At 71.5% G+C, this 19,582-nt stretch carries 20 protein-coding genes; 8 read left to right on the top strand and 12 right to left on the bottom strand.

From position 1 onward, the window contains the following. The first annotated feature begins 23 nt into the window (after nucleotides 1–23). On the top strand, nucleotides 24–833 hold the full coding sequence (gene map, locus GT358_RS07730; RefSeq protein WP_166582009.1) for a type I methionyl aminopeptidase: 810 nt from the start codon (nucleotides 24–26) through the stop codon (nucleotides 831–833). Here map and GT358_RS07725 read toward each other — a convergent pair. The 3 genes from GT358_RS07725 to puuE are packed head-to-tail and all read right to left on the bottom strand — an operon-like array spanning nucleotide 830 to nucleotide 3,539. Continuing rightward, nucleotides 830–1,327, bottom strand: coding sequence for an ureidoglycolate lyase (locus GT358_RS07725; RefSeq protein ID WP_166582008.1), 498 nt, complete (start codon nucleotides 1,325–1,327; stop codon nucleotides 830–832). The genes map and GT358_RS07725 overlap by 4 nt on opposite strands. Continuing rightward, nucleotides 1,324–2,136, bottom strand: coding sequence for a bifunctional allantoicase/(S)-ureidoglycine aminohydrolase (locus GT358_RS07720; RefSeq protein WP_166582007.1), 813 nt, complete (start codon nucleotides 2,134–2,136; stop codon nucleotides 1,324–1,326). Before GT358_RS07720 ends, GT358_RS07725 begins: the two co-directional genes overlap by 4 nt. Next, nucleotides 2,133–3,539 carry an allantoinase PuuE gene (gene puuE / locus GT358_RS07715; protein WP_166582006.1) on the bottom strand — a complete coding sequence of 469 codons (1,407 nt, stop codon included), beginning with the start codon at nucleotides 3,537–3,539 and terminating at the stop codon, nucleotides 2,133–2,135. The genes GT358_RS07720 and puuE overlap by 4 nt, the downstream gene beginning before the upstream one ends. 82 nt (nucleotides 3,540–3,621) lie before the next feature. Here puuE and uraH point away from each other — a divergent pair, with 82 nt between their 5' ends. The 4 genes from uraH to smpB all read left to right on the top strand — a co-directional run bounded on the left by uraH (nucleotide 3,622) and on the right by smpB (nucleotide 7,342). Next, on the top strand, nucleotides 3,622–3,987 hold the full coding sequence (gene uraH, locus GT358_RS07710; protein WP_166582005.1) for a hydroxyisourate hydrolase: 366 nt from the start codon (nucleotides 3,622–3,624) through the stop codon (nucleotides 3,985–3,987). 78 nt (nucleotides 3,988–4,065) lie between these two features. Continuing rightward, a complete protein-coding gene (locus GT358_RS07705) occupies nucleotides 4,066–5,538 on the top strand; it encodes a DUF2125 domain-containing protein (protein ID WP_166582004.1) in 1,473 nt (490 codons plus the stop codon). Between the two features lie 68 nt (nucleotides 5,539–5,606). Continuing rightward, nucleotides 5,607–6,827 carry a urate hydroxylase PuuD gene (locus GT358_RS07700; protein ID WP_166582003.1) on the top strand — a complete coding sequence of 407 codons (1,221 nt, stop codon included), beginning with the start codon at nucleotides 5,607–5,609 and terminating at the stop codon, nucleotides 6,825–6,827. 44 nt (nucleotides 6,828–6,871) lie between these two features. Further along, nucleotides 6,872–7,342, top strand: a complete 471-nt coding sequence (gene smpB, locus GT358_RS07695; protein WP_166582002.1) for an SsrA-binding protein SmpB — start codon at nucleotides 6,872–6,874, stop codon at nucleotides 7,340–7,342. A 153-nt stretch (nucleotides 7,343–7,495) separates the two neighbouring features. On the opposite strand, the gene phoB is transcribed toward smpB, so the two are convergent. The 9 genes from phoB to GT358_RS07650 form a co-directional block, all read right to left on the bottom strand. Next, complete coding sequence (gene phoB, locus GT358_RS07690) at nucleotides 7,496–8,197, bottom strand: phosphate regulon transcriptional regulator PhoB (RefSeq protein ID WP_166582001.1); 702 nt, start codon at nucleotides 8,195–8,197, stop codon at nucleotides 7,496–7,498. A gap of 23 nt (nucleotides 8,198–8,220) precedes the next feature. Then, nucleotides 8,221–8,949, bottom strand: a complete 729-nt coding sequence (gene phoU, locus GT358_RS07685; RefSeq protein WP_166582000.1) for a phosphate signaling complex protein PhoU — start codon at nucleotides 8,947–8,949, stop codon at nucleotides 8,221–8,223. Between the two features lie 43 nt (nucleotides 8,950–8,992). Then, complete coding sequence (gene pstB / locus GT358_RS07680) at nucleotides 8,993–9,787, bottom strand: phosphate ABC transporter ATP-binding protein PstB (protein ID WP_166581999.1); 795 nt, start codon at nucleotides 9,785–9,787, stop codon at nucleotides 8,993–8,995. A 16-nt stretch (nucleotides 9,788–9,803) separates the two neighbouring features. Continuing rightward, nucleotides 9,804–11,099 (bottom strand): phosphate ABC transporter permease PstA, encoded by a 1,296-nt coding sequence (gene pstA, locus GT358_RS07675; RefSeq protein ID WP_166581998.1) that lies wholly within the window; start codon nucleotides 11,097–11,099, stop codon nucleotides 9,804–9,806. A 9-nt stretch (nucleotides 11,100–11,108) separates the two neighbouring features. Further along, entirely contained in the window at nucleotides 11,109–12,485 is a 1,377-nt protein-coding gene (gene pstC, locus GT358_RS07670) for a phosphate ABC transporter permease subunit PstC (protein WP_166581997.1), read from the bottom strand. A gap of 59 nt (nucleotides 12,486–12,544) precedes the next feature. Further along, nucleotides 12,545–13,588 (bottom strand): PstS family phosphate ABC transporter substrate-binding protein, encoded by a 1,044-nt coding sequence (locus GT358_RS07665; protein WP_166581996.1) that lies wholly within the window; start codon nucleotides 13,586–13,588, stop codon nucleotides 12,545–12,547. Between the two features lie 152 nt (nucleotides 13,589–13,740). Beyond that, nucleotides 13,741–15,162 (bottom strand): mannose-1-phosphate guanylyltransferase/mannose-6-phosphate isomerase, encoded by a 1,422-nt coding sequence (locus tag GT358_RS07660; protein WP_166581995.1) that lies wholly within the window; start codon nucleotides 15,160–15,162, stop codon nucleotides 13,741–13,743. A gap of 162 nt (nucleotides 15,163–15,324) precedes the next feature. Then, on the bottom strand, nucleotides 15,325–15,942 hold the full coding sequence (locus GT358_RS07655) for a COG3650 family protein (RefSeq protein ID WP_166581994.1): 618 nt from the start codon (nucleotides 15,940–15,942) through the stop codon (nucleotides 15,325–15,327). After that, on the bottom strand, nucleotides 15,942–16,781 hold the full coding sequence (locus GT358_RS07650) for an ABC transporter permease (protein WP_166582047.1): 840 nt from the start codon (nucleotides 16,779–16,781) through the stop codon (nucleotides 15,942–15,944). The genes GT358_RS07655 and GT358_RS07650 overlap by 1 nt, the downstream gene beginning before the upstream one ends. A gap of 142 nt (nucleotides 16,782–16,923) precedes the next feature. On the opposite strand from GT358_RS07650, the gene cysQ reads away from it, so the two are divergent. The 3 genes from cysQ (at nucleotide 16,924) to GT358_RS07635 (ending at nucleotide 19,499) form a co-directional block, all read left to right on the top strand. Further along, nucleotides 16,924–17,718: a 3'(2'),5'-bisphosphate nucleotidase CysQ gene (gene cysQ / locus GT358_RS07645; RefSeq protein ID WP_166581993.1), complete on the top strand. Its 795-nt coding sequence runs from the start codon at nucleotides 16,924–16,926 to the stop codon at nucleotides 17,716–17,718. 5 nt (nucleotides 17,719–17,723) lie between these two features. Continuing rightward, nucleotides 17,724–18,524, top strand: a complete 801-nt coding sequence (locus GT358_RS07640; protein WP_166581992.1) for a manno-octulosonate cytidylyltransferase — start codon at nucleotides 17,724–17,726, stop codon at nucleotides 18,522–18,524. Between the two features lie 81 nt (nucleotides 18,525–18,605). Next, nucleotides 18,606–19,499, top strand: coding sequence for a UTP--glucose-1-phosphate uridylyltransferase (locus tag GT358_RS07635; protein ID WP_166581991.1), 894 nt, complete (start codon nucleotides 18,606–18,608; stop codon nucleotides 19,497–19,499). The last annotated feature ends 83 nt before the right edge of the window (nucleotides 19,500–19,582 follow it).

Genomic DNA, 19,582 nt, shown 5'->3' with positions numbered 1-19,582 from the left:
ACCAGGGCAGGAAGGACGCACGAGTGGACGAACGGCGCGGCAGGTTGACCCGGGACGGGATCCGCATCCACGAGCCGGAGGACTTCGAGGGGATGCGCCGGGCCGGGCGGGTCGTCGCGGAGATCCTCGACCGGATCGGGGCGCATGTGGTGCCGGGCCGCACCACGGGCGAGATCGACCGGACTATTACCGCCATGGTCGAGGAGGCGGGCGCCGTCTCGGCCACGGTGGGCTACAAGGGCTATCGCCACGCCTCCTGCATCAGCGTCAACCATGTCGTCTGCCACGGCATCCCCGGCGACAAGGCGCTGAAGGAGGGCGACATCCTCAACATCGACGTCACGGTGATCGTGGACGGCTGGTACGGGGACAGCTCGCGCATGTATGTGGCCGGCCGGCCGTCGCGCAAGGCCGAGCGGCTGATGCAGGTCACCCACGACGCTCTGATGCGCGGCATCGAGGCGGCGCGCCCCGGCGCCACCTTCGGCGACATCGGCGCCGCCATCCAGGCCCATGTGGAGGCCCACCGCATGAGCGTGGTGCGCGACTTCTGCGGCCACGGGCTGGGCCGGGTGTTCCATGCGCCGCCCAACGTGCTGCATTACGGCCGTCCCGGCACGGGCCCGCGGCTCGAGGAGGGGATGTTCTTCACCATCGAGCCCATGGTCAATCTCGGCCGGCCCGAGACCAAGGTCCTGGCCGACGACTGGACGGCCGTGACGCGGGACAAGTCGCTGTCGGCGCAGTACGAGCATTCGGTGGGCATCACCGCGACGGGCTGCGAGGTGTTCACCCTCTCGCCCGCGGGGCGCTTCCACCCGACCTGGACCTAGCCCACGATCACGGGCTCGGGCAGCCAGTATTCCTCGAGATTGGCCTCCGCCGCCTCGTCCTCGGGGGCGATCCGGTCCACGACCGCGAACAGCCCCGGCGGGTGGAGCGGCGTCAGCACCCCGTGCCAGCAGCCGCGCCGCAGGTTGACCCCCTGTCCCGGCGCGGTCAGGAAGGCGCGGATGCGGCCCGGCACGGCCTCCTCCCCCTCGGCCACGATCACCAGAAAGGGCTGCCCGTCCAGCGGCAGGAAGGCCTGCGAGCCCAGCGGGTGCCGCTCGACCATCTCGAGGCGCAGGGGCAGCGCGCGGGGCTCGGCGCGAAAGAGGCTGATCCCCGCGCGTCCCGTTCCGAACTCGAGCCGCGCCCGGTCGTGCCAGCGCCCGCAGAGCCCCCGGTTGATGAGCCGGTCGGGCGGCCCCTCGGCCGCGAGCACCTCGCCGAAGGGGGCAAAGGCCGCGGCCGAGAGCGGCTCGGGGGCGATCGCGCGGGTCACAGCGACAGGGCCGGGTGGCGGTGGACGTCCTTGTAGAGCAGGTAGCGGAACGGCCCCTCCCCCGTGGCGATGCAGGCCTGCGGGCAGAAGGCGCGCAGCCACATGAAGTCGCCGGGGCCGACCTCGTGCCAGTCGGTGTTGAGCAGGTAGCGCGCCCGCCCCTCGAGGACATAGAGCCCGTGCTCCATCACATGGGTCTCGGCAAAGGGGATGCGCCCGCCGGGGCGGAAGGTGACGATGTTGACATGCATGTCGTGGCGCAGGTCGGCCGGGTCCACGAAGCGCGTCGTGCCCCAGAGATCCGTGCCGGGCATCCACTCCACCGGCGTCTCGTCGTCGCGCGCGAGGTGGAAGTCCGGCACCGCAAGCCCGTCCACCGGGCAGTAGCGGCGCCGGATCCAGTGCAGCCGCAGCCGCGTGCGCGCCCGGATCGCCCAGGGACGCCCCGGCGGCAGATAGGCCCAGGCGCCGGGGCCGATCGCGTGGCGCCGCCCCGCCGCCTCGAGCGTGCCCTCGCCGCCGGCCACGAACAGGACCCCTTCGGCGAGGAAGTCGGGCTCGGGCTCCTCCGAGCCGCCGCCCGGGCCGACCTCCACGGCATATTGCGCAAAGGTCTCGGCAAAGCCCGACAGGGGCCGGGCGAGGATCCAGGCGCGCGTGCGCTCCCAGCCGGGCAGGAGGCTCGTCACGATGTCGCGCATCGTGGCGGCGGGGATCAGCGCATAGGCGGGCGTGAACACGGCGCCGTTCGCGGCGGGGTCCCCGCTCTGGTCGGGCAGGCCGCCGGAGGGAAAGGCATAGCGGCTCATGGCAGCAGCGCCCCGAGCCGCAGGGCGGCGATGCGCTCCACCTGCCGCAGCGCCTCGGCTCGCTCGGCCGCGCTGTCCAGGGCGATGCGGCGCTCGAAGGCGCGCAGGATGCCCGCCTTGTCGTGATCGCGCACGGCGATGATGAAGGGAAATCCGTGTCGCTCGCGGTAGGCCGCGTTGAGCGCCTCGAAGCGCGCGCGCTCCCCGTCGGTCAGCGCGTCGAGCCCCGCGCTCGCCTGCTCGGCCGCCGAGGCCCCGGTCAGCCGCCGCGCCTGCGCGAGCCGCCCCGCGAGGTCGGGATGGGCGCGCAGCACCCCGTCCTGCTCCGCCTCCGACGCGCTGCGCAGCACGCGGGCAAAGGCATGGGCCAGCCCCTCGGCCGTGTCGTGGGCGGGGCCGAGCTCCAGCGCCCAGACCCGCTCGGCCGCCCAGGGGGAATGCTCGACGATCCCGCCGAAGGCCGCAAGGAAGCGCTCGCGCCCCATCTCGGAGGGCCGCTCGAAGGCGGGGGGCGGGTGACGGGCGCGCCAGTGGGCCGCGATCTGGCCGCGGGTGGCGAACCAGGCGGCACCGCTCGCATCGGCATGGTCCAGGAAGGCGCGCAGCCCCGCGGCCTTGCCCGGCCGCCCGACGAGGCGCGGATGCAGGCCCACCGACATCATCCGCCCCCCCTCGGCCCGCAGCGTCTCGAAGGTGTCGATGAGGTAGTCGGCGAAGTCGCGCCCCGTGACCCAGCCCGGCGCCGTGGCAAAGCGCATGTCGTTGCATTCGAGCGTGTAGGGGATCACGAGCTGGTCGCGCCCGCCCGCGCGCACCCAGTGGGGCAGGTCGTCGTCATAGGCGTCCGAGACCCAGTCGAAGGCGCCCGTTTCGGCCACGAGGCGCAGCGTGTTGACGCTGCACCGCCCCGTGTACCAGCCGCGCGGCGCCTCGCCCGTGCATTCCGCGTGCAGGCGGATGGCCTCGGCGATCTGGGCGCGCTCCTCCGCCTCGGGCAGGGCGCGGTGCTCGATCCATTTCAGCCCGTGCGAGGCGATCTCCCACGGGGCCTGCCGCATGGCCGCGACCTGCGCGGGCGTGCGCGCGAGCGCCGAGGCTACCGCGAACACGGTCACGGGGCGGTCGCGCAGCATCCGGTGCAGACGCCAGAACCCGGCCCGGGCGCCGTATTCGTAGATCGACTCCATGTTCGGGTGCCGCTCGCCCGGCCAGGGGACGGCACCGGGGATGTCGGACAGGAACGCCTCGGAGGCGGGGTCGCCGTGGAGGATGCAGTTCTCGCCCCCCTCCTCGTGGTTGAGCACGAGGCTGACCGCCACACGCGCCCCGCCGGGCCAGCCGGCCTCGGGCGGGGTGGCGCCGTAGCCGTGGAGGTCGCGCGGATAGCGGGGCGGGCTGTCCATGCCCCCTTGGTGGCGCGGCCTGCGGGGACTTGCAAGACGCCGCGGAGGCGGAGACGGTGCACCGAGGCGGAGGGGCGGGACGATGACGGATGCACAGGAAAGCGGGCGGCTTTCGACCCATGTTCTCGACACGGCGCGGGGCCGGCCGGCGGCGGGGCTGCGCATCACGCTCGACCGCCTCGAAGGCGACCGGCGCGAGCGCGTGGCCGAGGCGATCACGAACGCGGACGGCCGCACCGACGCCCCCCTCCTGCCGCCCGAGCGGTTCCGCCCCGGCCTCTACGAGCTGACCTTTTACGCGGGCGACTATCTGCGCGCCGCCGGCACCGCGCTGCCCGAGCCGCCCTTCCTCGACCGCATTCCCGTGCGGTTCGGCATGGAGGCGGGGCATTACCACGTGCCGCTGCTGCTGTCGCCCTTCGGCTACTCGACCTATCGCGGGTCCTGAGCGCAGCCGCGTCCGGCCGGGGTTGCCGGGGGGGACTGCACGGGCGAGGATGGCCGCACCCCGGAGGGAGGCTTTCCGATGCGTCCGCTGATTCTCGCCGCCCTTCTGCCGGCCCTGCCTGCCCAGGCGCTGACCCCCGAGGAACTCTGGTCGCGCTGGCAGGCGCAGGCGGAGGACTGGGGCCTGGCGCTTCGCCCCGCCGCGGTGGAGGAGGAGCCCGACGGGACGCTGGTCCTGCGGGGGCTCGGGGTTCTCTGGCCGGGCGAGGGCGTGGTCCCGCTCCTGCCCGGGGGGAGCGGGGACGTGATCCTGCGCCCGCTCGGCGACGGGAGTGTGGAGATCGATCCGGGCCTGGCGCCCAACGGCCTCGTCGAGCAGCGCCGCCCGGACGGGCTGTCCCGGCTCGAACTGCCCGACCTCTCCCTCCGCGCCCGCGAGGACGGGGCGGGCCTGCGCTACGAGGGACGGGCCGACCGTCTGCGGCTTCTGGAGGAGGGGGGCGCAAGCCTCTTCGCGCTGGAGGTCCGCGCCCCGACAATCGCCTTGGCCGGTCTGGGGACGGTCGCCTCGCCCTGGTCTCTGCGGCTGGAGGCGCAGGGCTATGCCTCGCTCAGCGAGACGCCCGACCCGTTCGGCGACGGGACCGGCAGCCAGGCCACCGTCCATGACGGCGACCTGTCGGCCGAGGGAACGCTGGTCCTGCCCGAGGGCGCGCGCCTCGCCGACATCCTCGCCTCGGCTGCGGCTCTGGTCGCCGCGCTGGAGGGGGGGCTCGTCCTCGATCTGGCGGTGGAGGGCGGTGCGTCGCGGCAGGCGGTGACGGCGACCGGGTTTCCCTTTCCCTTCGACTACGTCGCCGAGAGCGGGCCGGCCACGGGATCGCTCCGCCTCGACCGCGAGGCGCTCGCGATCGGGACGACCTACAGCAGCGGCACGGCCACGTTCGGACTGCCGGATCTGGGGCTCGAGAACCTCGCCCTCGCCTTCGAGGGGGGCGACGTCCTCCTGCGGCTCCCTGTCGCGCCCGGCGAATGGCGTACCCGCCTCGCGATCGGCGACATCACCGCCGACGAGGCGGCCTGGGCCGCCCTCGATCCCGAGGGCCACCTCCCCCGCGGCCCGTTCCGCCTTGTGCTCGACCTGGCCGGCCGCATGACGGCCGACTGGGCCGCCGTCGCCGCGGCGGCAGAGGGGGAAACAGAGCCGCCGCCGCCCCCCCGGATCGAGTCGGTCGAACTGCGGCGGCTCGACCTGGCGGGGCTGGGGCTGGCGGCGACCGGATCGGGCGCGTTCCTGTTCCCGGACGGCGCATTCCCCGAGGACGGCAGCCTGCCGCGGGCCGAAGGCGCGGCCATCCTCCGGCTGACCGGGCTCGACCGGCTGCTCGACAGCCTGGTGGCAGGGGGCTGGCTTGCGCCGCAGGACGCGCTGGCGGTGCGGCTGGCCCTCGGCGCGGGCTTCCGGGCGGTCGGCCCCGACATCCGCGAGGGGCGCCTCGAGACGGCGGCGGACGGCACCCTGCGGCTCAACGACCTGCCCCTTCCGCCCTGAGCGGGCGCCCTTGACGCCCGGCCTGCCGGCGGCTTTGGCTCCGGGAACCGGAACGGAGGGGCGGGACCATGTACGACTGGGCGGTGCTGTGGCACTGGGCGGAATTCGCGGTCCGCTGGCTCCATGTCGTCACCGCCATCGCCTGGATCGGCTCGAGCTTCTATTTCATCGCGCTCGATCTGGGGCTGCACCGCGACCGCCGCCTCGCCTCGGGCGCGGATGGCGAGGAATGGCAGGTCCACGGGGGCGGCTTCTACCACATCCAGAAATACCTCGTCGCGCCCGAGCGCATGCCCGCCGATCTCACCTGGTTCAAGTGGGAGAGCTATGCCACCTGGCTGTCGGGCTTCGCGCTCCTCGTGCTGGTCTACTGGATCGGGGGCGAGCTGTTCCTGATCGACCCCACCGTGCTCGACATCCCCGTCTGGCAGGGGGCCCTGATCTCGGCCGCCTCGCTCGCCTTCGGCTGGGTGGCCTATGACGCGATGTGCCGCTCGCGCTTCGGGGACGAGCCGCTGCGGCTCATGCTGGGGCTGTTCGCGCTGATCGTTCTGATGGCGCTGTTCTATACCGCCGTCTTCTCGGGCCGGGCGGCGCTGCTGCATCTGGGGGCCTTCACGGCCACGATCATGACGGGCAACGTCTTCTTCACCATCATCCCCAACCAGAAGATCGTGGTCGCCGACCTGCTCGCCGGGCGCCGGCCCGACGCGAAGTACGGCCGCATCGCCAAGCAGCGCTCGACGCACAACAACTACCTCACGCTGCCCGTCATCTTCCTGATGCTGTCCAACCACTACCCCCTCGCCTTCGGGGGCGAGAATGCCTGGGCCATCGCCTCGCTCGTGTTCCTGATGGGGGTGACGATCCGGCACTGGTTCAACACGGTCCATGCGCGCAAGGGGCACCCGCACTGGACCTGGGCCGCGACGGTCCTGATCTTTCTCGCCATCGCCTGGCTTTCCGCCCCGCAGGCCTTCACGCCCGAGCGCGCGGATGCCCGGGCGCCCACGGCCGAGGCGCTGCGGCGCATGGACTCGCCCCACTGGGAGGCCGCGCGCGACATCGTGCTGGGCCGCTGCGCCATGTGCCACGCGGCCGAGCCCTATTGGGGCCGCCTGCTCTGGCCGCCCAAGGGGGTGATGCTCGAGACCGACGCCCAGATCGCCGGACAGGCGCAGGCGATCCGCCTGCAGGCCGCGCTGAGCCGGGCCATGCCGCCGGGCAACCTCACCGGCCTCACCGAGGAGGAGCGCGCGGTGCTGCGCGCCTGGACCGAGGGCGGCTGAGGCCGTTTGACCGCGGGCGCGGGGGCGCCTATCTCGGGCGGACCATGGCCAAGCCCTCCGACCCCGCCCGCAGGACCATCGCCGAGAACCGGCGCGCGCGCTACGATTACAGCATCGAGGACGACCTCGAGGCCGGCATCGTGCTGATGGGCAGCGAGGTCAAGTCGCTGCGGACCGGCAAGAGCAACATCGCCGACTCCTATGCCGCCGTCGAGGACGGGGAACTCTGGCTCGTCAACGCCTCCATCGCTCCCTACGAGCCCGCGCGCACCTGGGGCCACGAGGAGCGGCGCCGCCGCAAGCTCCTCGTCAACCGCCGCGAACTGGCGCGGCTGTGGTCGGCCACCCGGCGCGAGGGCATGACCATCGTGCCGCTCGCGATGTATTTCAACGACAAGGGGCGCGTGAAGCTCAGGCTCGGGATCGCCAAAGGCAAGAAGCTGCACGACAAGCGCGCGACCGAGGCCGCACGCGACTGGGACCGCCAGAAGCGCCGCCTGCTCAAGGAGGGCTGAGGCGGCGTTCGCGCCCTCCGGCCGGGCCGCGCGCCGCGAGGCCCGAGGGCGGCGTTAACCGGATCTTAAGACATTCGTGGCAGTGTCGGGACAGGCGGGCGAATCGGCCGGGGCGGGGCGGTCCGGCGGGGCACGGAGACGGGGCTGCGTGCGTCAGCCGAGCGAGTAGCCCGCCCCGCGCACCGTGCGCAGCGGATCGCTGCCGCCCTCGGCCATCAGCGCCTTGCGCAGCCGGCCCACATGCACGTCCACCGTGCGCGTATCCACATAGGCTTCCCGGCCCCAGACGCGGTCGAGGAGCTGCTCGCGCGACCAGACCCGGCCGGGCTTCTCCATCAGCACGGCCAGCAGGCGGAACTCGGTCGGCCCGAGCTTGAGCCGGCAGCCCGCGCGCGTGACGCGGTGGGTCTCGGCATCGAGCGTGATGTCCTCCCACTCGAGGATCTGGCCCACCGTCGCGGGGCGCGCGCGGCGCAGCTGGGCGCGGACCCGGGCGAGCAGCTCGGCCACGGCATAGGGCTTGATGACATAGTCGTCCGCCCCCGTCTCGAGACCCCGGATGCGATCGCTTTCCTCCGACCGGGCCGAGAGCATGATGACCGGGATCGCGCGGGTTTCGGGCCGCGCGCGCAGCCGGCGGCACAGCTCGATGCCCGACACGCCGGGCAGCATCCAGTCGAGCACGACCACGTCGGGCGGGTCCTCGCGCAGCGCCACGAGTCCTTCGTCGCCATCGGCCGCCTGGGTGACGCGGAACCCCTCGGCCTCGAGGTTGTAGGCCAGCAATTCGCGCTGGGCAGGCTCGTCCTCGACGAGCAGCACATGGGGGGCAAGGGCAGGATGGGCAGCAGCCACGGGTCAGCTCCGCAACAGGGGCGTCACGAACTCGGGTCCTCGGGGTCCTCGGCCCCCATGAAGGCGGTGCGGTCCCCCTTGGGCCGTTCGTCGGCGGGTCTGGACCCGGTGACGAGATAGATCACCTGCTCGGCCATGTTGGTGACCAGGTCGCCCATGCGCTCGAGGTTCTTGGCGACGAAATGGAGGTGCATGGCCGGGGTGATGGTGCGCGGGTCCTCCATCATGAAGGTCAGGATCTCGCGGAACAGGGCGTTGTACATCTGGTCCACGGTCTCGTCGCGGGCCAGCACGTCGGCGGCCAGCGCGGCGTCGCGCCGCACGAAGGCGTCGAGCGTGTCGCGCAGCATGCCCTGCACCTCGCGGCCCATGCGCCGCAGCGAGGCGTCCGCGCCGTTGATGCTGCGGCTCTGGGACAGGACGGTCACACGCTTGGCGATGTTCTTGGCGTAATCGCCCACGCGCTCGAGCGAGGCGGCCAAGCGCAGCACGGACAGCAGCACCCGCAGGTCGCGGCTCACCGGGGCGCGCAGCGCGATGACGCGGGCGACCTCCTCGTTGATCGTCTCCTCCAGTCCGTCGATGACGGCATCGCCCCGGCGCACCCGCTCGGCCATCTCGGTGTCCAGCGCGGAAAGGGCGTCCCCGCCCTTCAGGATCGCGTCCTCCACGAGGCCGCCCATCTTGAGGACAAGCGCCTGGAGCGCCTCGAGGTCGCGGTCATAGGCGCTGAGGATGTGCTGGTCTTGCATGCGGATCTCCGCGACGGGAAGGGACGGGGTCATCGGCGGCGCCTCAGCCGATGCGGCCGGAGATGTAGGATTCGGTGCGCGGATCGCGCGGATTGGTGAAGATCTGCCCGGTCTCGCCGTACTCGACGAGATGGCCGAGATGGAAGAAGGCGGTCCGCTGGCTCACCCGCGCGGCCTGCTGCATGGAATGGGTCACGATGATGACCGCATAGGTCTGGCGCAGCTCGTCGATCAGCTCCTCCACCTGGGCGGTGGCGATCGGGTCGAGGGCCGAGCAGGGCTCGTCCATCAGCAGCACCTCGGGCTCGGTCGCGATGGCGCGCGCGATGCACAGGCGTTGCTGCTGGCCGCCCGACAGGCCGGTGCCGGGCGCCTGGAGGCGGTCCTTGACCTCCTCCCACAGGGCCGCGCGCCGCAGGCTGCGCTCCACGATCCCGTCGAGTTCCGCCCGGTTGCGCGCAAGGCCGTGGATCTTGGGCCCGTAGGCCACGTTCTCGTAGATCGACTTGGGGAAGGGATTGGGCTTCTGGAAGACCATGCCCACGCGTGCGCGCAGCTGCACGGGGTCCACCGACGGCGCATAGATGTCCTCGCCGTCGAGCGTGATGCGCCCCGTCACGCGTGCGGAGGCCACCGTGTCGTTCATCCGGTTGAGGCAGCGCAGGAAGGTGGACTTGCCGCAGCCGGAGGGGCCGATGAAGGCGGTCACGAGGCGGTCGCCGATCTCCACCGACACGTCCTTGATGGCGTGGGTCGTGCCGTAATGGACATCGACGTGCTGGGCGGCGATCTTGGTCTGGCTCACGTCGGTCCTCTGGGTCAGTCGCATGTCGTTCATGGGCAGGCTCCGGCGGTCACCACGTGCGCTGGAAGCGCTGACGCAGGAAGATGGCAAGGGCGTTCATCGCGATCAGGAAGCTGAGCAGCACCAGGATCGCGGCCGAGGTGCGGCTGACGAAGCCCCGTTCGGGGCTGTCGGCCCAGATGAAGATCTGGGTGGGCAGGGCCGTGGCGGCCTGGAAGGGACCGTCCGGGGCCGAGGTGATGAAGGCGTTCATCCCGATCAGCAGAAGGGGGGCCGTCTCGCCCAAGGCCTGGGCCAGGCCGATGATGGTCCCCGTCAGGATGCCCGGCATGGCGAGCGGGAGCACATGGCCGAACACCACCTGCTGGCGCGAGGCGCCGACGCCGAGCGCGGCCTCGCGGATGGAGGGCGGCACGGCCTTGAGCGCCGCCCGCGTGGCGATGATGATGGTGGGCAGCGTCATCAGCGCCAGCACCATCCCCCCGACGATGGGCGCCGAGCGCGGCATGCCGAACCAGTTGATGAACACCGCTAGGCCCAAGAGGCCGAAGACGACCGACGGAACGGCGGCCAGGTTGTTGATGTTCACCTCGATGAGGTCGGAAACCCGGTTCTTCGGGGCGAATTCCTCGAGATAGATCGCCGCGGCGATGCCGAGGGGGAACGAGATCAGGAAGCAGATCAGCAGCAGCCAGAACGACCCGACCAGCGCGCCGCGCAGGCCCGCGAGTTCGGGGAAACGGCTGTCGGCGTTGCGCAGCAGCGCCCAGTTGAGCGGCTGGCTCACGACCCCGGCGGCCTCCAGCCGGTCGAAGCGCTCCACCTGGGCATCGTTGAGCCGGCGCAGCCGCTCGGGCGTCTCGCGGTCGATCAGGCCCTTGCGGAGCTGGTCGTAGCTGTCGGAGGTGGGCACCGTCACGCGGATCGTCTGCCCGATCAGTGAGGGGTCCGCGACGACGCGGTCGCGCAGGATGAACTGGGCCCCGTTGGACAGGATCCCCATCACCTCCCGCCGCTCGGCGCGTTCGGTCGCCTCGGGGAAATATTGCAGCAGGCTGGCCTCGAGGACCGAGTCGAAGCCGCCGCGCGGGAGGGTCTCGGCCCGGATCTCGGCAGGGTCGAGGAACACGTCCAGCGTCACATGGGTCTGCGTGAAGGCGCGCCAGCCCGTGAAGACGAGCGAGCCGATCAGCAGCGCGAGCATCCCGAAGGCGATGCCCATGGCCACAAGGCCGTAGATCTTGAGCCGCAGCTCCTTGCGGCGGCGCGCGGCCAGACCGGGTCGGATGCGGTCGATGACGGAGCCCGCCGGGCTGTCCGCGCCATAAAGGGGGGTGTCGGCCATGCGTCGCCTCTAGTCGTAGATTTCGCGGTACTTGCGGACGATCCGCAGCGCCAGCACGTTGATGCCCAGCGTGACCAGGAACAGCAGGAGTCCGAGCGCGAAGGCCGCCAGAGTCTTGGGGCTGTCGAAGGCGGTATCGCCGATCAGCAGCGTGACGATCTGCACGGTCACGGTGGTCACCGCGTCGAGCGGGTTGATGGTCATGGACGCCATCAGGCCGGCGGCCATGACCACGATCATCGTCTCGCCGATGGCGCGGCTCACGGCGAGAAGGATGCCGCCGGCGATGCCGGGAATGGCGGCCGGGAAGAGGACGTTCATCATCGTCTCGCCCCGCGTGGCGCCGAGCGCGAGAGCCCCGTCGCGCAGCGAGCGCGGCACCGCCGAAAGCGCGTCGTCGGTGAAGGAGGAGATGAAGGGGATGAGCATGATCCCCATCACGCTGCCCGCGGCCAGCGCAGTGTTCGGCGACACGGCGAGGCCGAGCTGCGTGCCCGTCTGGCGCAGGAAGGGCGCGACGACCAGGATGGCGAAGAAGCCGTACACGACCGTCGGGACGCCCGCCAAGATCTCGAGCACCGGCTTGGCCCAGGCGCGAAAGGCGGGACTGGCGAACTCGTTGAGGTAGATGGCGGTCAGCAGACCGATCGGCACGGCCACCGTGAGGGCCACGACCATGATCACCAGGGTGCCGAGGAATACCGGCACCACACCGAAGGCCCCTTCGGCCGCGATCTGGTCGGCGCGGATGGGCATCTGCGGCTCCCAGCGGGTCCCGAACAGGAATTCGGTGATGGGCACCATGCGGAAGAACAGGGCGGATTCGTAGACCAGCGAGGCGACGATCCCGATCGTCGTGGCGATGGCGACGATCGAGCAGAACACCATGATCCCCATGACGATCCGCTCGACCCCCTGACGGGCCCGGAAGCTGGCCGAGACGCACCGGCGCGCCCACAGCATCAGGACGAGGCCCAGCCCGGCCGCGGCGGCGACCATCAGGAGGGCGGAGGTTTCGCGCAGCGCCACCAGCCGCTGGGCGGCCTCGATCTTCCACGCGTCGGGCTCTCCGAAGACGACGCCGCCGGCGATGGACCGGATCTCCGACAGGAGAAGCTGTCGCCCGCCGGTATCGAGGACATCGTAGGTTCCGGGCGGGAGCGAGGCGATCAGGAACCGCTCGATGACGGGCCGCTGAAAGGCCAGCCAGAGCAGCAGGAGAACCAGCACCGGGACCAGCACCACGAGAAGGCCGTACAGGCCGTGAAATCCGGTCAGCGAGTGAAGCCGCGTGCCGCCGGCCCGGATGGCTCCGGCCGCCTGGCGGTTCCAGACATAGGCGAGCAGCGAGAGGGCGAGCAGCGTCGCGAACGCGATCGTGGTCATGGGGACCCCGGCTGGAGGGGGCCCCGCCCGAGCGGATCGGGCGGGGCGCAGGTGTCAGATCACTCGGGCGCCGACATGGAGGCGCCGGCGATCACGGCTTCCTGGGTCTGGGCACGCACGTCGTCGGGCAGCGACACGAGGCCCCGCTCGGCCAGGTAGCCGTCGCGGGCCAGCGCGTCCTCGGACATGTATTCCTCCACGAACTCCTGGAGGTTCGGGATCACGCCGCGATGCGCGTTCTTGATGTAGATGTAGAGGGGACGCGCGATCGGATACTCGAACGAGGCGATCGTGTCGAGATTGGCCTCGACGCCGTTGATGTTGACGTCCTTGAGCGTGTCGAGGTTCTCGTAAAGGAACGAGTAGCCGAAGATGCCCATGGCGTTCGGATCGGCCTGCAGGCGCTGGACGATCAGGTTGTCGTTCTCGCCGGCCTCGACAAAGGGACCGTCGGTCCGCATCCGCGAGCAGTTCTCGTTGATCCAGGCCGAATCGAACCCGCCCTGCTGGACGTAGTCGAGTTCCTTGCAGCCCTCATGCATCGCGAGTTCCACGAACGCGTCGCGCGTGCCGGAGGTCGGCGGCGGGCCATAGACCAGGATCGGGATGTCGGGCAGTTCGGGGTCGATCTCGCTCCAGCGCTGATAGGGGTTGTCCACCCACTCGCCGTCCACCGGAACCTGCGCGGCGAGCGCGAGATAGATTTCTTCCAGGGAGAGATCCCAGTCGAAGTCGTTCTGGCGCGAGATCACGATCGAGAGCCCGTCATAGCCGATCAGCGCCTCGGAGATGTCGGTCACGCCGTTCTGCTGGCAGAGTTCCCATTCGGAGGGGCGCATCTCGCGCGAGGCGCCGGCGATATCGGGGTGCTGCTCGCCGATGCCGGCGCAGAAGGCTTGGAAGCCGCCGCCGGTGCCCGTCGATTCGACGATGGGCGAGGGCGCGCCGGTCTGGTTGGCGAACTGCTCGGCCACCGCCTGGCTGTAGGGAAACACCGTCGAGGAGCCGACGATGCGGATTTCCTGACGGCTCTGGGCGAAGGCGCCGGTCGCGGCCAGCGCGATGAGCGCCACCGTCGAGACCGTGAGGGTCGCGTGAGACATGAGGTTGCTCCTGATTTGTCTCCTGGCGGGAGGGCGCCGGAAGGCACCCGCCTCGCGCCCCAGCTACTCGCCGCAGGCGATGCTTTTGTAACAGGAGTGTAATAGTTTTATGACAGCCGCCGCGTCACTGCGCCGCCCGGGACCCGGAACGGTCAGCTGCGCGCGTACACGTCCTCGTAGCGCACGATGTCGTCCTCGCCGAGATAGGCGCCGGTCTGGACCTCGATCAGGACCATGGGCAGCTTGCCGGGATTCTCGAGGCGGTGGATCGCGCCAAGGGGGATGTAGACGGACTGGTTCTCCGTCAGCAGGCGCACCTCGTCGTCCACGGTCACGCGCGCGGTGCCCTGGACCACGATCCAGTGCTCGGCCCGGTGGTGGTGGCTCTGGAGCGAGAGCGCGCCCCCGGGCTTGACCACGATCCGCTTGACCTGGAAGCGGTCGCCCATCGCCAGGCTCTCGAACCAGCCCCAGGGCCGGTGGTCGCGGGGAAAGCTCTCGGCTTGGGGGGCGCGTTCGGCCTTCAGCGCGGCGACGGCCTCCTTGACCTGCTGGGCGCGGTCGCGCGGGGCGACCAGGACGGCGTCGGGCATCGCCACCGCGACCATGTCGCGCAGGCCGATCCCGACGATCCGTTGCCCGGGCGATTCGGAGCGCAGGAGCGTGCCCTCGCAGTCGATGGCCGTGGCCTGGCCTCCGCGAGACAGGCCGGCCTCTTCCGTCTCGCGCCAGACGGACGCCCAGTCGCCCAGATCCGACCACCGTCCCGCGAACGGCACCACGCTGAGCGCGCGGGCCTTCTCCATCAGGGCATAGTCGATGGAGATGGCGGGGGCGCGGCTCCAGTGCGACGGGTCGAGCCGGATGAAGCCCAGATCCCGGCTCGCCCCCGCCAGGGCGGCCTCGGCCGCGTCGAGCAGGTCGGGCGCATGCTCGCGCGCCTCGCGCAGGAGGGCATCGGCGCGGAACAGGAAGATGCCCGCGTTCCAGAGATGCCGCCCCCCGGCCACCATGGCCTCGGCCCGGGCGGCGTCGGGTTTCTCGACAAAGGCGCGAAGCGGGTGGGGGGCCGGGGGCGCCGTCAGGTCGGGCGCCTCGTCGAGCTCGAGATAGCCATACCCCGTCTCGGCCCGGTCGGGCCGGATGCCGAATGTGACGATGCGCCCCTCCTCGGCTGCCGGCCGGCCGGCCGCAACGGCGGCACGGAACGCCTCGGCATCGGGGATGACGTGGTCGGAGGGCGCCACGAGCAGGAGCGCGGCCGGGTCCTCGGCGGCGGCAAAGAGCGCGGCAGCGAGGATCGCCGGCGCCGTGTCGCGCCCCTCGGGTTCGATCAGGAGGGCGGCACCGGGCTGGCCGGCGGCCGCGATCTGCTCGGCGGCGATGAAGCGGAAGGGTTCGGCCGTGACCACGACCGGATGACCGAAACCCGGCCCCGACAGGCGCCGGGCCGAAGCCTGGAACAGGCTCTCCTCGCCGAGAAGCGGGGCGAACTGCTTGGGAAAGCTCTTGCGCGACAGAGGCCAGAGCCGCGTGCCGGAGCCGCCGCACAGCAGGATGGGCGTGATGGTCATGGGTTGTCCTGGTCAGCTGGGAGTGGGAAAGGGGCGGCGGCACGGCGTGCCGTCGCACGCGCCCGTGGTGACGGCCTCCGGCATGGTGGTCATGGCGGCTCCCCTGCGCCAGCCATGCGTTCCAGCCCGACCCGGGCTTGTCAATGGGCCTGCCGGACCGTCTCAGCGTGCGGACAGGGCGCAGCAGCCTTCCAGGAACAACTCCCCCCGGTTCCAGACCAAGGCCGTGAAGCCATAGGGCCGGTCGCTCATCCCGTCCGAGCAGGCCTGCCGGATGACGGTCAGGTCGAGCGTCTCGCCCCCGGCATCGAAGGCGGCCACGCCGCCGCGGAAGCCCGCCACCTCCCCGTGCTGGCGCAGCGGGATGGCCCCCTCGCCCATGCGCTCGAACCGGGCGCCGCGCGTGTCGAGCGTCAGCGACCAGAAGGGCTCGGTGCCCCGGCAGAGAAGCGGGCGGGGCAGCGGGGTCGGAGAGGGGGCCTCGCGGGCGAGATAGCGCATGGACACCCAGCCCGAGCCTTCGCGCAGCGGCATGAGACCCCAGCGACCGTCGGGCGACAGGCGCACGATCTCCACCCCCGTGTCGCCCGGGGCGAGCGTCCCGAGGATGCGCGCGGAGGCCGAGGGGGCGGCCCGGACGTTGAGCACGTCGCCCGCGGCGACGCCGGCGACCGTGAAGCGGGCGGGCAGGTCCTGGGCCATGGCGCCCGCCCCCCAGACCAGCAGCAGGAGGGTTGCCGCCAGCGCTGCGAGACCCTTCCCGGCGGCCCGCGCCGCCATCAGCGCCCCATGCCCCAGCTGAGCGAGGCGTGCCGCCGCGTGTAGCTCTCTCCCAGCAGTCCGATCACCAAGAGGATCAGCGAAAGCCATAGCGCGTACTCCCAAGAGCTGAAGCGGGGAGCATAGTTGAGGAACACATAGCCCCGCGCTTGGTCGATGGTATGGAAGAGGGGGTTCCAGTCGAAGAAGACCAGAAGGCTGCCCGGCAGGGTGTTGGCCACGAACATCTTGCCCGAGGCGACCATGTTGGCGCGCGAATAGACGGATGCCCCGATCTGCACCGCCTCGGGGAACCAGGGCTTGAGGGCGGCGAAGCAGACCCCCACGGCCGCCCCCGAAAACCAGGCCAGAAGCAGCATCGCCAGCGCGCCCAGGGGCTGGTCGATCGTCACGGGGGTCCAGGCGACATGGTAGGCGAACAGGATGATCCCCGCCGACAGGATCTGCAGATAGAGGGCCGCGAGCGCCGAGGAGGCCATCGTGACGGCCGTGGTCAGGGGGGCGTGCTGCATCATCGGAGAGGTCGGTCCTTCGGCCTTCACCACGGCGGCCACGGCCTTGGTGTGGACCATGAACAGGAAGATCCCTGTCATCAGGTAGAGCAGGAAGTCCCCGCGGATGGCGCTGCCCCGCACCCCCAGGAGCGTGAACATGAAGAAGAAGGCGGCCAGAAAGATCACCGTCTGCAGCACGTTGATCAGCAGGCCCGCGACCGCATTGCGGTGGGACTTGCGGACGTTGCGCACGGTGGAGTGGTAGATGAGCCCCATCAGCACCAGCGCGCCGCGCCAGGCGCTCGGCCGCGGCAGGGGGCGGCGGGGGATGGGCGGCGCGGGCATCTGTGCTGCCGGTCCGCCGGTTGCGCCGTCGGGCATCCGCCGTCTTCCTCTGCCGCCTCGTCCCCGGGGGGCGGGGTTTCTTGCTCCCGCGCCGTGCCGCCACCATAAGGAGCGCCGGGCCCAGCGGCAACGGAGATGCGCCATGGATCACGACCGTCTTGCGGAGACGATGGCGCGCCTGGCGCGAGAGGCGGGCGCGGCGATCCTGGCCGTTCGGGCCGAGGCCGAGGCGGGCGGCAGCCTCGGCGCCGCGCTCAAGGACGACCGCTCGCCGGTGACGGCGGCCGATCTGGCGGCGGACCGCATCATCGCCGAGGGCCTCGGCGCAGCCTTTCCGGACGTGCCCGTGGTCACCGAGGAGCGCGCGGCGAGCCAGGCGGGCCGTGCCCCCGGGGCGTTCCTGATCGTGGACCCGCTCGACGGCACAAAGGAGTTCCTGCGCGGCGCGGGCGATTTCACCGTCAACATCGCCTATGTCGAGAACGGCGAGCCCTTGCGCGGCGTGGTCTATGCCCCGGCCTCCGGGCGGCTGTTCCGCACCGAGCCCGACGGCCGCGCGGTGGAGGAGGCGGCAGAGGGCACCCGGCCGCTGCATGTGGCCGAGCCCGACAATGCCGCGCTGCGCGTCGTCGCGTCCAAGAGCCACCGCGACGCCGCCACCGACGCCTATATCGCACGCTATGCGGTGTCCGAGTTCCGCTCGGCCGGCTCGTCGCTCAAGTTCTGCCTCGTGGCGGCGGGAGAGGCAGACCTCTATCCGCGGCTGGGGCGGACCATGGAATGGGACACGGCCGCAGGGCAGGCCGTCCTGCGCGGGGCTGGCGGGCATGTCGTGCGGCTCTCCGACCATGCGCCGCTCCGCTACGGCAAGCCGGGCTGGGAGAACCCGCATTTCCTGGCCTTTGCACCCGGCGTCCAGCTGGCCGGGAGAGCCTGAGCGCGATGGCCGTGCTTCTGATCGTGCCGGCGCGCTTCGCCTCGTCGCGCTTTCCCGGCAAGCCGCTCGTTCCCCTGCGCGGAGCCGGGGGAGAGGCGCGCAGCCTGCTGCGGCGCAGCTGGGACGCCGCCCGGGCCGTTCCGGGGATCGATCGCGTGGTGGTCGCGACCGAGGACGGGCGCATCCGCGATCACGCCGAAGCCTTCGGCGCCGAGGTCGTGATGACCTCCGACCGGCCGCGCAACGGCACCGAGCGTTGCGCCGAGGTGCTGGACGCGCTGGGCGGGGCGTGGGAGGCGGTGGTCAACCTCCAGGGCGACGCGCCGCTGACGCCGCCCTGGTTCGTGCCCCCGCTCCTCGCCGCGCTGGCGGCCGATCCCGCGGCGGCGCTGGCCACGCCGGTCCTGCGCATGGAGGGCCGGATGCTTGCGCAGTTCAGGGCCGACCGTCGTGCGGGGCGCGTGGGGGGAACCACCTGCGTGCGGGGCCGGGGCGGGCGGGCGCTCTACTTCTCCAAGGAGGTGCTCCCCTTCGGCGCGCCGGACGCGGCCGAGGGCGCGCTGTCGGCGGCGCTGCATCATGTGGGCCTCTACGCCTACCGCCCTGAGGCGCTGCAGGCCTATCGCGGCTGGGAGCCGGGGGCGCTCGAATCGGCCGAGGGGCTCGAGCAGCTGCGGTTCCTCGAGCGCGGCGCCGTGGTCCTGGCCGTCGAGGTGGAGGCGCGGGGCCAGCCCTTCTGGGAGGTCAACAATCCCGAGGACGTGCCGCGGGTCGAGGCGCTGCTGGCGCAGAGCGGCATGCCCTGAACCCGCCGCGGCGGCGTCGCATTGCCGTCGCGGCCTTGCGTGATAGGTTGGGGCCGGTCAGCATCGGCGGGAGCGGAAACGATGAAGCAGAAGGTGACCAAGGCGATCTTCCCCGTTGCCGGACTGGGGACGCGCTTTCTGCCGGCCACCAAGGCCGTCCCCAAGGAGATCCTCACGCTGGTGGACCGCCCCCTGATCCAGTACGCCATCGACGAGGCGCGGGCGGCCGGCATCAAGGAATTCATCTTCGTGACGGCGCGCGGCAAGTCGGCGCTCGAGGATTACTTCGACCACGCCCCCGAACTCGAGGCCAAGCTGCGCCGCGACGGCAAGGAGGAGCTGCTCGAGGCGCTGAAGGCCACCAACATGGAATCCGGCGCCATCGCCTATATCCGCCAGCACAAGGCGATGGGTCTGGGCCATGCCGTGGGCTGCGCGCGGCGGCTGATCGGGCGCGAGCCCTTTGCCGTGATCCTGCCCGACGATGTCATCGCCGCCGAGAAGCCCTGCCTGCAGCAGATGGTCGAGGCGCACGAGGAGACCGGCGGCTGCATGGTGGCGGCCATGGAGGTGCCCCCGGAAGCCGCCTCGTCCTACGGGGTCCTGGACGTGGCCGAGGACATGGGGTCTCTCGTGACGGTCAGGGGCATGGTCGAGAAGCCCCCCGCCGGCCAGGCGCCCTCCAACCTCGCTGTCATCGGCCGCTACATCCTGACTCCGCGGGTGCTCGTGAATCTCCAGCGCATCCGTCCCGCGGCGGGCGGGGAGATCCAGCTCACCGATGCGATCGCCATGGAGGTCCAGCAGGGACGCCCCGTCTATGGCTACCGTTTCCGCGGCGAGCGGTTCGATTGCGGCTCCAAGGCCGGGTTCCTCCAGGCGACGGTCGCCTTCGGTCTGGCGCGCGAGGATCTGCGCCACGAATTCGCCGCCTATCTGCAGAGCCTGACCGCCATGCGCCGCGCCGCCCAGTGATCGCGCCCCGGCGACCGTCCCGCACCGGCCGCCCTGCCGCGACGGGCGCGGCACGCCCGATTCGCGCCCCTCGGAGCCAGGAT

This window comes from Rubellimicrobium sp. CFH 75288, assembly GCF_009904055.1.
Taxonomy (GTDB): domain Bacteria; phylum Pseudomonadota; class Alphaproteobacteria; order Rhodobacterales; family Rhodobacteraceae; genus Rubellimicrobium.
Note: the sequence above shows the minus strand (reverse complement) of the source record. Positions and strands in the feature narration are given on the sequence as shown.